The 14,635-nt window shown below is 63.5% G+C and carries 12 protein-coding genes; 4 read left to right on the top strand and 8 right to left on the bottom strand.

Features of this window, described 5'->3' with window-relative positions; all coding sequences use genetic code 11:
* Nucleotides 1–18: 18 nt before the first annotated feature.
* From ACO2Q9_RS05980 to ACO2Q9_RS06000, 5 genes are all read right to left on the bottom strand, one after another.
* Complete coding sequence (locus ACO2Q9_RS05980) at nt 19–1,233, bottom strand: M20 aminoacylase family protein (protein WP_423309275.1); 1,215 nt, start codon at nt 1,231–1,233, stop codon at nt 19–21.
* Entirely contained in the window at nt 1,233–2,213 is a 981-nt protein-coding gene (locus ACO2Q9_RS05985) for an ABC transporter permease (protein ID WP_423309277.1), read from the bottom strand. Before ACO2Q9_RS05985 ends, ACO2Q9_RS05980 begins: the two co-directional genes overlap by 1 nt.
* A 68-nt stretch (nt 2,214–2,281) precedes the next feature.
* The gene (locus ACO2Q9_RS05990) at nt 2,282–3,859 is read right to left on the bottom strand and encodes an ABC transporter substrate-binding protein (protein ID WP_423309279.1); all 1,578 of its coding nucleotides are present in this window, start codon (nt 3,857–3,859) and stop codon (nt 2,282–2,284) included.
* 121 nt (nt 3,860–3,980) lie between these two features.
* Entirely contained in the window at nt 3,981–4,754 is a 774-nt protein-coding gene (locus ACO2Q9_RS05995) for a DUF3047 domain-containing protein (protein ID WP_423309281.1), read from the bottom strand.
* Between the two features lie 98 nt (nt 4,755–4,852).
* A complete protein-coding gene (locus ACO2Q9_RS06000; RefSeq protein WP_423309283.1) occupies nt 4,853–5,953 on the bottom strand; it encodes a porin in 1,101 nt (366 codons plus the stop codon).
* 335 nt (nt 5,954–6,288) lie between these two features.
* Between ACO2Q9_RS06000 and coq7 the strand changes: the two genes are divergently transcribed.
* Complete coding sequence (coq7, locus tag ACO2Q9_RS06005) at nt 6,289–6,906, top strand: 2-polyprenyl-3-methyl-6-methoxy-1,4-benzoquinone monooxygenase (RefSeq protein ID WP_423309285.1); 618 nt, start codon at nt 6,289–6,291, stop codon at nt 6,904–6,906.
* 35 nt (nt 6,907–6,941) lie between these two features.
* Here coq7 and ACO2Q9_RS06010 read toward each other — a convergent pair whose 3' ends face one another.
* Nucleotides 6,942–7,391 (bottom strand): OsmC family protein, encoded by a 450-nt coding sequence (locus ACO2Q9_RS06010; RefSeq protein WP_423309950.1) that lies wholly within the window; start codon nt 7,389–7,391, stop codon nt 6,942–6,944.
* A 239-nt stretch (nt 7,392–7,630) separates the two neighbouring features.
* Between ACO2Q9_RS06010 and ilvA the strand changes: the two genes are divergently transcribed.
* From ilvA to ACO2Q9_RS06025, 3 genes are all read left to right on the top strand, one after another.
* Entirely contained in the window at nt 7,631–9,175 is a 1,545-nt protein-coding gene (ilvA, locus tag ACO2Q9_RS06015) for a threonine ammonia-lyase, biosynthetic (RefSeq protein WP_423309287.1), read from the top strand.
* 12 nt (nt 9,176–9,187) lie between these two features.
* A complete protein-coding gene (locus ACO2Q9_RS06020) occupies nt 9,188–10,087 on the top strand; it encodes a 5'-nucleotidase (protein WP_423309289.1) in 900 nt (299 codons plus the stop codon).
* Between the two features lie 105 nt (nt 10,088–10,192).
* Nucleotides 10,193–11,971: an ABC transporter ATP-binding protein/permease gene (locus ACO2Q9_RS06025; RefSeq protein WP_423309291.1), complete on the top strand. Its 1,779-nt coding sequence runs from the start codon at nt 10,193–10,195 to the stop codon at nt 11,969–11,971.
* 2 nt (nt 11,972–11,973) lie between these two features.
* Here ACO2Q9_RS06025 and queC read toward each other — a convergent pair whose 3' ends face one another.
* The gene (queC, locus tag ACO2Q9_RS06030) at nt 11,974–12,675 is read right to left on the bottom strand and encodes a 7-cyano-7-deazaguanine synthase QueC (RefSeq protein ID WP_423309293.1); all 702 of its coding nucleotides are present in this window, start codon (nt 12,673–12,675) and stop codon (nt 11,974–11,976) included.
* A gap of 48 nt (nt 12,676–12,723) precedes the next feature.
* Nucleotides 12,724–14,589, bottom strand: coding sequence for a glutamine--fructose-6-phosphate transaminase (isomerizing) (gene glmS, locus ACO2Q9_RS06035; RefSeq protein ID WP_423309952.1), 1,866 nt, complete (start codon nt 14,587–14,589; stop codon nt 12,724–12,726).
* Between the last annotated feature and the right edge of the window lie 46 nt (nt 14,590–14,635).

Genomic DNA, 14,635 nt, shown 5'->3' on the forward strand with positions numbered 1-14,635 from the left:
TACGATGGAAAGGGTCGGTCAAACGGATTCGAGCGGCATGGTCCGCTCGGCCAGGCTCGCGTGCAACGCGGCGCCCAGCGGCAGGATGTCGTCGTTGAAGTCATAGCGGCTGTTGTGAAGGAAACAGCTTCCTTCGCCGCCTTGCCCGATGCGCAGGTAAGCACCGGGCTTGACCTGCAGCATGAACGAGAAATCCTCGGCGCCCATGCTGGGCTCCATGTCGCGCACGACGTGCTCGGCTCCCACCAGCGACTCGGCGACGTAGGCAGCGAAAGCGGCTTCTGCCGGGGTGTTGATCGTGGCGGGATAGATGCGCTCGTACTTCACGGCAGCCGTCGCGCCGAAGCCCAGCGCAATCGCGCCGCAGAGTTCGGACAGGCGGCGTTCCACCAGGTCCTGCGTGTCGGGGCTGAAGGTGCGCACCGTGCCGACGAGCGTCGCCTTGCCGGGGATGACGCTCATCGCGCCAAGGTCGCCGGCCTGCATCGCACACAGGCTGACGACCGCGCTGTCGATGGGACGCACGTTGCGCGAGACGATGCTCTGCACCGCCGTGATGATGTGGGCCGACACGACGACCGGATCGACGGTGAGGTACGCATGCGCGCCGTGGCCGCCCTTGCCCGTGACTTCGATCGTGATGCGGTCGGCCGCAGCCATCATCGGGCCGGGGTTCACACCGACCATGCCGGGGCGCATGGACGGCCAGTTGTGCATGCCGTAGACGGACTGCACGGGGAAGCGGTCGAACAGGCCGTCCTCGATCATCACGCGCGCGCCGGCAAAGCCCTCTTCGCCCGGCTGGAAGATCATGATGGCCGTGCCGTCGAAGTTGCGCGTCTGCGCGAGGTAGCGGGCCGCGCCCATGAGCATGGTGGTGTGGCCGTCGTGGCCACAGCCGTGCATCAGGCCCTGCTTGCCCGACTTCCATGCGAAGTCGTTGAGCTCGGACATGGGCAACGCGTCCATGTCGGCGCGCAGGCCGATCATGCGACCGCTGGTATTTTTCTTTCCGCGGATGACGGCGACGACACCCGTCTTGCCGATGCCGGTGTGGATTTCATCGACACCGCAGACGCGCAGCGCTTCGGCCACGCGGCCCGCGGTGTAGACCTCTTCGAAGCCGAGCTCGGGGTGCGCGTGCAGGTCACGACGGAACGCCGTGAGCTCCGGGTGGAACTCGGCAATCTGTGCAAATACGCGGCCATTGGCCTTCAGTCGCGGCGCGAGCATCAGTGTCCCCCGGCCTTGCCCACGCGCAGGCGCGGGTCAACGGCGAAATACAACAGATCCACCACGAGGTTGATGACCACGAAGATCAGCGCGATCAGGCAGAGGTAGGCCGCCATCACGGGAATGTCGGCGAAGGTCACGGCCTGGATGAACAGCAACCCCATGCCGGGCCATTGGAACACGGTCTCGGTGATGATGGCAAATGCGATCAGGCCACCCAGTTGCAGGCCGGTGATGGTCATCACCGGTACCAGCGTGTTCTTCAGCGCATGGCCGAAATGGATGGCGCGGTTCGACAGACCCCGTGCGCGCGCGAACTTGATGTAGTCGGTGCGCAGCACTTCCAGCATTTCGGCGCGCACCAGCCGCATGATCAGCGTGAGCTGGAAGATGGCGAGCGTGACCGCCGGCAGTGTGACGTGGTGCCAACCCTTGGGCGTGAGCAGCCCCGAGGTCCACCAGCCAAGCTGCACCGTGTCGCCACGGCCGAAGCTCGGAAACCAGCCCAGGTGCACCGCAAAAACGAGGATGAGCAGGATGCCGATGAGGAAGGTCGGCAGTGACACGCCCAGCAGCGACAGCGTCATGAACATCTGGCTCATGAACGTGCCGCGGCGCAACGCCGCATAAACCCCCATCGGAATGCCGATGAGCAGCGCGAGCAGGGCTGCAACCAGCGCGAGCTCGAGCGTGGCGGGGAACCGTTCGGCAATGAGGCGGGACACTTTCGCCCCCTGGCGCAGGCTCAGGCCGAACTCGCCCTGCACTGCATTCATGAGGAAATGCCCGAACTGAACGAAGAAAGGCTTGTCGAGGCCGAGGTCGGCACGCAATTCGCGGATCTGCTCGGGCGTGGCGTCCTGCCCGAGCAGGAACACCACGGGGTCACCGACGTACTGGAAAAGAAGGAACGCGATGAACGCGACCGAGACCATGACGATCACGGCCTGGATCAGGCGGCGCAGGATGAACGCAAGCATTGTTCTGGATACAGGGAAAAGGCCATGCTAGCAGAGCAAGGCCTGTGCCCACCCACGTCGTTCGATCGTCAGTTCACCGTGATGAGACGCCAGTCCAGGCGGTTGTCCGCGCGGTGGACGACGCTCACGTTCTTCTTCAGCGCCCAGGGGATGATCTGGTTGTGCAGCGGGATGTTCGCGACCGTGTCGTTCTGCAGCTGCAAGCCCTCCGTCAGCAGGCGGTTACGCACTGGCAGGTCGGTTTCGGTCTTGATGCGGTCGACGATGTAGTCCATGCGCTGGTTGCTGTAACGGCCCACGTTGTAGTTGCCGTCACCCCCCGTGCCCACGGTACGCACCAGCGATTGCAGGCTGTACAGCGCATCGAAGGTCGGCACGCCCCAGCCGAGCATGTAGATGCTGGCTTCGTAACGCTGGATCATCGGGAAGTAAGTCACCAGCGGCAGCGTGCGCAGCTTGGCCTTCACGCCGACTTTGGCCCACATGGCGGTCACGGCCTGGCAGATTTCCTCGTCGTTGATGTAGCGGTTGTTCGGGCAGGCAAAGTCGACCTCGAAGCCGTTCGGGTAACCGGCATCGGCCAGCAGCTTCTTCGAAACGTTCTGGTCGTACGGGAAGCGCTTGTGCACGTCTTCGGTCCAGCCGGCCACTTGCGGCGCGACGATGGAGCCCGTGGGCTGGCTCAGGCCGCGCATGGTCACGCGGGTCAGTGCGTCGATGTCGATGGCCTGGTAGAGCGCCTTGCGCACGCGGACGTCCTTCAGCGGGTTCTTGCCCTTCACGTCGGAGCCGGGCAGTTCGTCGCGGAACTGGTCCATACCCAGGAAGATGGTGCGGTTCTCGACGCCGTCGATCACCTTGAGGTTGGCGTTGCCGCGCAGGCGCCCCAGATCCTGCGGGCTCGGGTCGAGGATGAAGTCCACTTCACCCGACAGCAGCGCGGCCACGCGCGTGGCTTCGGACTTGATCGGGGTGTAGATGATTTCGGTGACGTTGGTCGGGATGCTGCCCCAGTAGTTGGGATTCTTCACCAGCACGAGCTTCTGGTCGGGCTGCCATTCCTTCACCATGTACGGGCCGGTGCCCATGGCGTTGCGGTGGGCGAAGGTTTCGTCCTTGGTGCGGATGTCCTTCGGTTCGACCGACTTGTTCTTCTCTGCCCAGGCCTTGCTCATGATGCGCAGCTCGGTCAGCTGGTTGAGCAGCACGGGGTTCGGGCCCTTCATGATGAAGTCCACCGTCGTGTCGTTCACCTTGACGACGCGGTCGATGCCCTGCGTGTAGACCGTGTAGTTGGAGGTCTTGGCCATGGCGCGGGTGATCGAATACACCACGTCGTCAGCGGTGAAGGCCGTGCCGTCGCTGAACTTCACGCCGGAGCGCAGCGTGAAGCGCACCTGCGTGGGCGACATTTCGCGCCATGCGGTTGCGAGCTGGGGTTCGGGCTTGAATGTCTGGCTGTTGTAATAAACCAGCGAGTCGTACACCGCCGCATGCACGCCATTGCCGAGCGCGTTGTTCTGCGAGTGGATGTCGAAGGTCGGGATGTCGCTCGCGCTCGACCACTTGAACGTCTTCGCCTGCACGGCAGGCACAGCCACGACCGCGGCCAGCGCCGCGCACAGCATTGCTTTTCTGAACCCCATGACTCATTCCCTCAATTAGTTGAAACGGCCACTATGCACAGCGGCGCGTTGACCGTCAAAGGGGGTTTTCCTGTTGTGGGGATATTTCAGCGGCGTGACAGCGCCGCCCCGTGCATGACGCTCAAGGGACGCGATCGGCCGCCAGCAATTTGACCGGCCCGTACCAGGCCGAAGCCCGGCTTTGCGTGTTGTCCGCATCCGTCATGATGCCGATGCCGATCAGCGCGCCAGGGGGCTCGCCGAAGGCTTTCTCGAAGTCGGCGCGGATGTCGCGCTCGTAGTCCATCCACTGGTTCAGCCGGTTCGGACCGGACTCCACCACGAGCTTGCGGATGCGGTCGGTCCGTGGATTGATGATCACCGTTCCGGGAGCGCGTTTCGTGCACCACACGTACATGAGCGTGGCGTAAGGCATCTCTTCGCCGGTGAGCGTGCGGGCGAGCTCGGACAGCATGGCGTTGCGCGCGGAGAACTTCGAGCGGTCGCCGTCAAATGCCAGAACCAGTCGCACAGGGGCATCGTCGTAATCGCGCACGGCCATGTCGGCGTCGGCGATGAGCTCGGGCACCTTCCACGAAAAGCGCACCTTGCCGATGTCGGCCGGCTGCACCTGCACCTTGCGCCTGAGCATGCTGGCCGATGCGTGTGCCGTGGCGGCCATCGCATCGCGACCGTCGATGCGCGTGTAACCGAAGTGCGTCGGCGTCTTTCCGGGGAAGGACTGGTGATGCCAGGGCGAGTCACCCGACTTCAACTGGCTCCACGCGGCAGCCATTGCATCGGCACCGGGCGCGATGGCGATTTCGCGCGGCGCAGACGCGCAACCCACGAGCAGGCCCGCGAAAACCGCAGACACCAGTACGCCAACCCAATGCGAACACCACCGATGCTTCATGTGAACACCAAACCCCTTACCCAAAGAAAAAAGCCGCCCGGCTTGCGCCGGACGGCTTTTAGTCTTCAGCTTCTCGGCTGGCTCACGCCAGCGTTGAATTAGAAGGAGTGGCGAACGCCGAACTCGTAGCCCTTGGAGTTGGCATTTGCCAGACCACCAGCCAGGCCGCCGACCGCGAAGCCCAGACCGTTCTTGTTGCTGATACGTGCGTACGTAGCATACAGAGCGGTGCGCTTGGACAGGTTGTGCACGTAGCCCAGAGCGATCTTGTTGGCGGAGCCGTCAGCGGTCAGGACGCCGCTGTCGCTGACCTTGGAGTAGGCAGCGCGGATTTCACCAGCACCGACCGGCACGGACACACCGAGCAGCCAGCCGTCGAGGTCAACAGAGCCCAGGCCGAGAGTGCCCGAGTCCACGTCAACGCGGCCCCATTCACCCATGATCTTGGCAACGCCGAGGTCGTACGAAGCACCCAGGTTCACCGTTTGGGTGTCGCCGATGCCACCTGCTACGCCAGAGGTTTCACCCCAAGCCAGAGCCACGTTGACCGGACCAGCTTGGTAACCGAAACGCAGACCCTTGTATTGCCCAACGCTACCAGCAGCGGGAGCGGTTTGCTCGTCGAAGCCATATTGCACTTGGCCGTAGAAGCCGCCGATGTTGGAGGGCAGGAAGTAGCCAACAGTGTTGCTAGAGCGAACATAGGTGCTATAGCCAGCTGCGGTGTGCGTTGCACCAGCGGCCGTCGAGAACAGGTTGGTACCAACGCCGTTGGTGCCGAACGGATCGAACACGGTGTCGTTCCAGAAGGTCGGGGTGAAGTCACGACCGATACGGATTTCACCGAAACCGCCGGACAGGCTAACTGTCGAACGACGGTTGAAGGTCAGGCCGCCACCACCGGAGCCAGAGGCTGCGGTGCCGTTGGTGTTGGTCGTGCCGAACGAACCGTTGTCGTTGTTGATACCGGCTTCGAGCCAGAAGCTGGCCGACAGACCGCCGCCCAGATCTTCAACGCCGCGGAAACCCAGGCGGCTGGAGTTGTAACCGGAGTTCACGAGGCCGGTGGCGCTTGCGCCGCCGCTGGTGGACTGGTGACCGACGGCCGCGTCAACGATACCGAACAGGGTCACCGACGATTGTGCAGAAGCAACACCGGCAACAGCCAGGGCAGCCAGAGCAACTAGGGATTTTTTCATTGCAAGTTTCTCCAAGGTTAAACATAGGGCTCCGGTTCGAGGAGGGCTTGCACCCCCACCGGATCCCCGGGCCAACCTCCGTTTAGGAAGTTGATGCAATTGCACCAGACGGCGCCTGCGAGCGCAAAGAAATTAGGCGGAATATTGCGCGCGGACAGCCGTTTCGTTGCAGGGCTGCAACATGGATTGGCGCAGACGACAAAGCAGAGAATTGCAGGGCTGCGCAAGCAAGATTCACGCCCGACGAAGCCGGGCAATCTAGACTTCATGACCCTGTATTGCAATGCACAATGGTTCAATCCCGTACGACTTTGTTACAAACTACGCCCGCTGTCATGGACAAGCTTCTGAATCTCGCCGATTCCGCACTTCGAACCGTTTTTTCGCATCCCCGGAGCGGCCGACCGACGCCGACGCCATCCGTCGCGCAGGGAGCACTCGCGCCCCGGGAAAAACAACTGTCGGGCGCCCTCATGCGCGTGAATCATGTGGGCGAAGTCTGCGCGCAGGCGCTTTACACGGGTCAAGCCGCCGCAACGCGAAATGGAGCCCTGCGCGAGCAACTGGAGCATGCAGCGCGAGAAGAAACCGATCATCTGGCCTGGACACGCCAGCGACTGGATGAGTTGGACAGTCGCCCGTCGCTGCTCAATCCGCTTTGGTATGCAGGCGCTTTCGCGCTAGGTTTCGTGGCGGGCCGGATCAGCGATCGCGCGAGCTTGGGCTTCGTGGTCGAGACCGAGCGACAGGTGGAGGCGCATCTGCAGGGTCATCTGACACGCCTGCCTGCCAACGATCACGCCTCGCGTGCCGTCGTCGCCCAGATGAAGGAAGATGAGGCCCGTCACGCCGACCAGGCGCAAGAAGCAGGAGCCATGGAACTGCCTCCTCCCATCAAGGCTGCAATGAAAGCAGCCGCCAAGGTCATGACCACCACGGCCCACTACATCTGAGCTGAGCGCGCTTGGCGGGAGTGCCCCTCCGGGATTCAAGCTTCCTTGAGTTCGAAACTCGTGGTCATTGCCGCCGTCTTCGCCAACATCGCGCTGGCCGAGCAGTATTTCTCGTGACTGAGCGCCACCGCTCGCTCCACCGCTGCTGGAGGAATGGCCTTGCCCACCACGGTGAAATGCATGTGGATCGACGTGAACACCTTCGGATCTTCCGTAGCACGTTCGGCCGTCAGCTTGACGCTGCAACCCTGGACCTGATGACGCCCGCGTCGCAGGATCAGCACGACGTCATACGCCGTGCAGCCCCCCGTCCCGGCAAGGACCGTCTCCATGGGGCGGGGCGCCAGATTCTGGCCACCGTGTTCGGGTTTCGCCGCATCCGGCGCTCCATCCATCATCAGCGTGTGCCCGCTGCCCGTCTCGGCCAGAAAACCCATGCCGGAGCGCGTGCCTGCGGCACCCGTCCAGCTGACCGTGCATTCCATAGTCATACCTTCGCTCCCATCAATCGTGTATCTGCACAATAAATTCAGCTAATACTGTGCGATTCGTCTCATATTGAGACGTCCACACATGTTGCAACGCAACAAATTATCGCTACACTTGCGGCATGCGTGTTCATTCACGCGCCCATTGTCTCCTCCACCCTCCTCCTTTGGTGGATTTAGCCCCGAGTCGCAAGACTCGGGGCTTTTTTCTTTCCGCCGCTATCATCTGCCGCCAAATGGCCAAGAATCTGTCGCCTGCCGACTACCTCAAGAAAATCCTCACGGCGCGCGTTTATGACGTCGCTGTCGAGTCCGCACTCGAACCCGCAAAAAACCTGAGTCGGCGGCTGCACAACAAAGTGCTGCTCAAGCGCGAAGACCAGCAGCCGGTCTTCAGCTTCAAGCTGCGTGGCGCGTACAACAAGATGGCGCATCTGACGCCAGAACAACTCAAGCGCGGCGTGATCTGCGCCTCGGCCGGCAATCACGCACAGGGTGTGGCGCTCGGCGCCAACAAGCTCGGGACGCGTGCCGTCATCGTGATGCCTGTGACGACACCCCAACTCAAGATCGATGCCGTCCGCGCGCTGGGCGGCGACGTGGTCCTGCATGGCGACAGCTACTCGGACGCCTATCTGCATGCCGCACAACTCGAAAAGAAGAAGGGCCTGACGTTCGTCCATCCGTTCGACGATCCGGACGTGATCGCGGGCCAGGGCACGATCGCGATGGAGATCCTTCGCCAGCATCAGGGGCCGCTGGACGCTGTGTTCGTCGCGATCGGAGGCGGCGGCCTCGTCTCGGGCGTGGCCAACTACATCAAGGCCGTGCGACCCGAAATCCGCGTCATCGGCGTGCAGATGAACGACTCGGACGCGATGATGCAGTCCGTCGCCGCGAAAAAGCGCGTCACGCTGGCCGACGTCGGCCTGTTCTCCGACGGCACGGCTGTGAAGCTCGTGGGCGAGGAAACCTTCCGCGTGGCGAAGGGGCTGGTGGACGAGTTCATCACGGTCGATACAGACGCGGTGTGCGCGGCAATCAAGGACGTGTTTGTCGACACGCGCAGCATCGTGGAGCCGGCGGGCGCGATGGCGGTCGCCGCCATCAAGGAATACGTATCGCGTCACAAGAAGCGTGGCGAGACCTATGCCGCCATCCTGTGCGGTGCGAACATGAACTTCGACCGGCTGCGGTTCGTGGCCGAGCGCGCGGAGGTCGGCGAAGAACGCGAAGCGCTTTTCGCCGTGACCATCCCCGAAGAGCGCGGCAGCTTCCGTCGCTTTTGCGAACTCATCGGTACGCTGCCCGGCGGCACGCGCAACGTCACCGAATTCAACTACCGCATCAGCGATGCGTCGAAGGCCCACGTGTTCGTCGGCCTCACCACATCGGCCAAGGGCGAGTCGCTGAAGATCGCCAACAGCTTCAACAAGCACGGCTTCGACACGCTGGACCTCACGCACGACGACCTGGCGAAAGAGCACATCCGCTACATGGTGGGCGGGCACTCCAAGCTCGCGCACGATGAACGCTTGCTGCGATTCATATTTCCCGAACGCCCCGGCGCGCTGATGAAATTCCTCAGCCTCATGAAGCCCAACTGGAACATCAGCCTGTTCCACTACCGCAACCAGGGTGCAGACTACGGCCGCATCCTCGTCGGGCTGCAAGTGCCGGAAGCGGAGAACAAGGCCTTCCAGAAATTCCTGGACACCCTGGGATATCCGTATGTTGAGGAAACCGGCAATCCGGCATACCGGTTGTTCCTCCAGGCCTGAAAAGGAAGCGACATGGGTGTTTCCCTCAAAGGCAAGCTGGTCGTCGCGATCTCTTCGCGCGCCCTGTTCGACTTCGAGGAAGAAAATCGCATCTTCGAGCAAGGCGACGACCGTGCCTACATGAAGCTGCAGCTCGACCGGCTGGAGATACCCGCCAAGCCCGGTGTGGCGTTCTCGCTGGTGAAGAAGCTGCTGGCTTTCAATGACACGAGCACGCAACGCGTGGAGGTGGTCATCCTTTCGCGCAACGACCCCGTGTCGGGCATGCGCGTGTTCCGCTCCTCCCAGCATTACGGACTGCCCATCCAGCGCGGCAGCTTCACGCGAGGGCAGCCGCCATGGCGCTATCTCAAGCCGCTCAATGCCAATCTTTTCCTTTCGACGCACCTGAGCGATGTGCGCGCTGCGCTCGACGCGGGCGTGCCGGCCGCACAGGTGTATCCGCAATCCAGCCATGCTTCGGATGCGCACCCGCATGAAGTGCGCATCGCGTTCGACGGTGACGCGGTGCTGTTTTCCGACGAAGCGGAACGCGTGTACCAGGCCGAAGGGCTGGACGCGTTCCAGCGGCACGAAGCCACGAAGGCAGGCCTGCCCTTGCCCGAAGGCCCCTTCAAACCACTGCTGCAGGCCCTGCACCGCCTGCAGCAGGAAGGCACCCCTTCGATGCGCGTGCGCACCGCCTTGGTGACAGCGCGCAGCGCGCCCGCACACGAACGCGCGATCCGCACGCTGATGGACTGGAACATCGAGGTGGATGAAGCCATGTTCCTCGGCGGCCTGCCCAAGGGTGAATTCCTGCGCGAGTTCGAGCCCGACTTCTTCTTCGACGACCAGACCGGCCACGTCGATTCAGCCGCGCTGCATGTGCCGTCCGGCCACGTGGCCAGCGGCATCAGCAATCAGGGCTGAGTGCCGAATGACCGATTGGCCGTGCGGCCAACCGGGACCCGCGAAATCTTCAGCCCGTTCTAAGCCTGTGCGGCTACGATGCACGCGCACACCCACGAGGTACCCATGCGCATTCTGGACAAGTTCTCGCAGGCCGCCGTCACGACGCGCCGTATCTGGGCCCTGTCGGCCCCTTACTTCAAGTCGGAGGACAAATGGCGGGCGCGGGCGCTGCTGACGGCCATCATCCTGCTCAACCTGGGGGCCGTCTACATGCTGGTCCTGAACAACGAGTGGTTCCGCCTCTTCTACGACGCCCTGGAAAAACGTGATCAGGCGACGTTCTGGACACAACTCGGGCGGTTCGTCTGGATCGCGTTCGCGTACATCGTCATTGCGGTGTATCGCGCCTACCTTACGCAGCTGCTCGAAATACGCTGGCGTGAATGGCTGACCAAGCATTACCTTCAGCGCTGGCTGACAGGGCAGGCGTTCTACCGGCTGGAGCTCGCGCGGTTCTCCGGCACGAACCAAGCCGACGCAGACAACCCCGACCAGCGTATCCAGGAAGACCTCAACCTCTTCACGTCGTACACGATCTCCCTCTCGATGGGGATACTCAATGCCCTGGTGACGCTCGCAAGCTTCGCGGGCATCCTCTGGGCGCTCAGCGGTGCTTTCTCCTTCAACATGGGAGGGACGGAGTACGCGATCCCCGGCTTCATGGTGTGGGCGGCCTTGCTGTACTGCATTGTCGGAAGCGTTCTCACGCATTACATCGGCCGTTCGCAGATCGGGTTGAACTTCCGCCAGCAGAAACTCGAGGCCGATTTCCGGCACCGCCTGGTCCGGGTGCGCGAGTACAGCGAATCGATCGCACTGGACAAGGGGGAAGCCGTTGAAAAGCAGCAGCTCGACACCCGCTTTTCCAGCGTGCTGATCAACTACCTGCAACTGCTCAAGGCACAGAAGAACCTCGCCTGGTTCACCAATTTCTTCGGACAGGCCGCCGCGGTTTTCCCGTTCATCGTGGCAGCGCCCCGCTTCTTCGGCGGGGGCATACAGCTCGGCGAACTGATGCAGATCGTCACTGCCTTCGGCCGTGTGCAGGACTCGCTCAGCTGGCTCGTCGACAACTACAGCACCATCGCCGCCTGGCGCGCGACGACAGACCGGCTCACGAGTTTCGAGGACGCGGTCACGCGGGCACAGCAACAAGAGGCCGCCGTGCTGCATCCGGAAACCGGCACGGACTTGCAGGCCAGCGGACTGTCGCTGCAGCTTCCGGACGGCAGCGTGCTGCTATCGAACGCATCGCTCAACGCCAGCGCGGGCGATACCGTGCTGCTGCAAGGTCCGTCCGGCAGCGGGAAGTCCACACTGTTCCGCGTGTTCTCGGGCCTGTGGCCATTCGCACGGGGCCGCGTGCGCATGCCCGAAGGCGCGATGTTCATCCCGCAGCGGGCCTACTTCCCCGACGGCCGCCTGCGCGACGCGCTGGCGTATCCGGAATCGGCGACCGCGTACACCGACGAGGCGTTGGCACAGGCGCTGGACGACGCCTTGCTGCCGCAACTCAAGTCACGCCTTGACGACGAGGATGCGTGGGGCCAGAAGCTCTCTGGTGGCGAGCAACAGCGCCTGGCAATCGCGCGCGTGTTGCTCAAGAAGCCCCGCTGGATTTTTGCCGACGAAGCCACGAGTGCGCTGGACGAGCCTGCGGAAAAGCAGCTTTACCAGAAGCTCATCGAACAGGTGCGGCAGGCGGGCGGCGGACTCGTGTCGATCGCACACCGGCCGGGCGTTGCGGCCTTTCACCAGCGGCGATGGATGCTGGAAGCCGCACCGGCGGACAACCCCGCCAGCCACGCGCCGAAACACGTCTTGCGCGAAGCAGCTGCGTAGATTCAGGTCTGCGAGGCGCTGTAGCGCTCGAAGCCCCGCGCGCGCAGTTCGCACGCCGGGCACTCGCCACAGCCGTAGCCCCAGGAATGGCGATGCTCGCGGTCGCCGCTGTAGCAGGTGTGGGTTTCCTCGAGGATCAGGTCCACCAGCTTCTGGCCGCCGAGATCGTGGGCCATCTGCCAGGTGGCGGCCTTGTCGATCCACATCAGCGGCGTCTCGATCGTCGTGCGGCGGTCCATGCCCAGCGACAGCGCAAGCTGCATTGCCTTCATGGTGTCGTCACGACAGTCCGGGTAGCCGGAGTAGTCGGTCTCGCACACGCCCGTGACGATGACTTCCAGTCCGCGGCGATAGGCGAGCGCGCCGGCCAGCGTGAGGAACATCAGGTTGCGCCCCGGCACGAACGTATTGGGCAGACCCGTCTGCTCCATCTGGAACGCCATGTCGCGTGTGAGCGAGGTCTCGCTCACGTCACCCAGCACGCTGAGGTCGAGCACGTGGTCCTGCCCCAGTCGCGCACCCCACTTCGGAAAGCTTTCGCGGAATGCGTCGAGCACCACGAGCCGCTGCTGCAGTTCCACCAAATGCCGCTGGCCATAGTCGAAGCCGATGGTTTCCACGCGCTGGTAGCGCGCAAGTGCATGGGCCAGGCAGGTCGTGGAGTCCTGGCCGCCGGAAAAAAGGACGAGGGCAGTGCTGTGCATGGAATTCTTGTTTCGCGGGAAGTTTGCATTGTGCCGTTGCCGGCACGCTCACTCCACCGTCACGCTCTTCGCCAGGTTGCGGGGCTTGTCAACGTCGGTGCCGCGCAGGCATGCGGTGTGATACGCCAGCAACTGCAACGGCACCACGTGCAGCAACGGGCTGAGTGCGCCGTAGTGCTCGGGCATGCGGATGACGCGGATGCCTTCCCCGCTTTCGATGCGTGTGTCGGCGTCGGCCAGCACGTACAGCAGGCCACCCCTCGCGCGCACTTCCTGCATGTTGCTCTTGAGCTTTTCGAGCAACGCGTCGTTGGGTGCGACGGTCACCACCGGCATCTGCGCGGTGACGAGCGCGAGCGGCCCATGCTTGAGTTCGCCGGCCGGATACGCCTCGGCGTGGATGTAGCTGATCTCCTTGAGCTTGAGCGCGCCTTCGAGGGCAATGGGGTAATGCAGCCCGCGCCCGAGGAACAGCGCGTTCTCCATGCGCACGAAATCCTCTGCCCAGCCGATGACTTGCGGCTCGAGCGCCAGCACGGCCTGGAGCGCGACGGGCAAGTGGCGCATCGCCTTCAGGTGTGCGGCTTCCTGCTCGTCACTCAGGCGGCCCTTCGACTGCGCGAGCGCCAGCGTCAGCAGGAACAGGCCCGCCAGTTGCGTGGTGAATGCCTTGGTCGAGGCCACACCGATTTCCACGCCGGCGCGCGTGATGTATGCGAGTTCCGTCTCGCGCACCATGGCGCTCGTCGCGACGTTGCAGATGGTCAGGGTGTGCGTCATGCCCAGGCCCTGCGCGTGGCGCAGCGCGGCCAGGGTGTCTGCGGTTTCGCCGGACTGCGTGATCGTCACCACCAGCGTCTTCGGGTCGGGCACCGATTCACGGTAGCGGTATTCGCTGGCGATCTCGACCTGTGTGGGGATCTTCGCGATGCCCTCCAGCCAGTACTTGGCCGCGCAACCACTGTAGTAGCTCGTGCCACACGCGAGGATGAGCACCTTGTCGATTTCCTTGAACACGCGCCAGGCTGCGGCATTCGCACCGTCGAACAGTTCCGGCACGATCCCTTCCACACCTTCCAGCGTGTCGGCAATCGCGCGCGGCTGCTCGAAGATCTCCTTCTGCATGTAGTGGCGGTAGGGCCCGAGTTCGGCCGCGCCGCTGTGCGCCTGGACCGTGCGCACCTCGCGCGTGACCGGCTTGTGTGCGCGGTCGACGATCCAGTGGCGACCGAGCTGCAGGTCCACCACATCGCCTTCTTCCAGGTAGACGATCTGGTCCGTCACACCCGCCAGCGCCATCGCGTCGCTCGCCAGGAAGTTCTCGCCGCCTTCCTTGCCCACGCCCAGGATCAGCGGAGAACCGGCGCGGGAACCGACGACGCGATGCGGCTCGTCCTTGTGGAACACGGCAATCGCGTAGGCGCCCTGCAGTTGCACCACGGCCGCCTTCACCGCCTCGAACAGGTCGCCGTCGTACAGCGAATCGACCAGATGCGCGATGACCTCGGTGTCGGTCTGGCTCGCAAACACATAGCCCTTCGCCTGCAGCGCGGCACGCAGTTCTTCGTGGTTCTCGATGATGCCGTTGTGCACCAGCGCCACGCGACCGGGCCGTGCCGCTGCGGCGTCTGCACCCGGGCCATGGCTGAAGTGCGGGTGCGCGTTGTGCACCGCCGGTGCGCCATGCGTGGCCCAGCGCGTGTGCGCGATGCCGGTATGGCCTTCCAGCCTGCTGGTGGTCACCTGCTCCAGCAGCTCGGCCACGCGCGAGGTGCTGCGCGCACGCTGGAGACCGCCACCCGCATGCACCGCAACGCCGCAGGAGTCATAGCCGCGGTATTCGAGCCGCTGCAGGCCCTGCACGAGGATGGGGACGATGTTTCGCGTGGAAACCGAGCCGACGATGCCGCACATGGTGGATGCCTTCAATTGGTATGCCGTGGATCGTAGTCAAGGCTTG

It is taken from the genome of Variovorax sp. VNK109 (genome assembly GCF_049445855.1).
In the GTDB taxonomy this organism is placed as follows: domain Bacteria; phylum Pseudomonadota; class Gammaproteobacteria; order Burkholderiales; family Burkholderiaceae_C; genus JAGOCV01.

What these genes read in the sequence shown, in the direction of transcription:
- ACO2Q9_RS05980 (WP_423309275.1), bottom strand. Translation starts at nt 1,233, where the DNA reads ATGCTCGCGCCGCGACTGAAGGCCAATGGCCGCGTATTTGCACAGATT.
- ACO2Q9_RS05985 (WP_423309277.1), bottom strand. Translation starts at nt 2,213, where the DNA reads ATGCTTGCGTTCATCCTGCGCCGCCTGATCCAGGCCGTGATCGTCATG.
- ACO2Q9_RS05990 (WP_423309279.1), bottom strand. Translation starts at nt 3,859, where the DNA reads ATGGGGTTCAGAAAAGCAATGCTGTGCGCGGCGCTGGCCGCGGTCGTG.
- ACO2Q9_RS05995 (WP_423309281.1), bottom strand. Translation starts at nt 4,754, where the DNA reads ATGAAGCATCGGTGGTGTTCGCATTGGGTTGGCGTACTGGTGTCTGCG.
- ACO2Q9_RS06000 (WP_423309283.1), bottom strand. Translation starts at nt 5,953, where the DNA reads ATGAAAAAATCCCTAGTTGCTCTGGCTGCCCTGGCTGTTGCCGGTGTT.
- coq7 (WP_423309285.1), top strand. Translation starts at nt 6,289, where the DNA reads ATGGACAAGCTTCTGAATCTCGCCGATTCCGCACTTCGAACCGTTTTT.
- ACO2Q9_RS06010 (WP_423309950.1), bottom strand. Translation starts at nt 7,391, where the DNA reads ATGGAATGCACGGTCAGCTGGACGGGTGCCGCAGGCACGCGCTCCGGC.
- ilvA (WP_423309287.1), top strand. Translation starts at nt 7,631, where the DNA reads ATGGCCAAGAATCTGTCGCCTGCCGACTACCTCAAGAAAATCCTCACG.
- ACO2Q9_RS06020 (WP_423309289.1), top strand. Translation starts at nt 9,188, where the DNA reads ATGGGTGTTTCCCTCAAAGGCAAGCTGGTCGTCGCGATCTCTTCGCGC.
- ACO2Q9_RS06025 (WP_423309291.1), top strand. Translation starts at nt 10,193, where the DNA reads ATGCGCATTCTGGACAAGTTCTCGCAGGCCGCCGTCACGACGCGCCGT.
- queC (WP_423309293.1), bottom strand. Translation starts at nt 12,675, where the DNA reads ATGCACAGCACTGCCCTCGTCCTTTTTTCCGGCGGCCAGGACTCCACG.
- glmS (WP_423309952.1), bottom strand. Translation starts at nt 14,589, where the DNA reads ATGTGCGGCATCGTCGGCTCGGTTTCCACGCGAAACATCGTCCCCATC.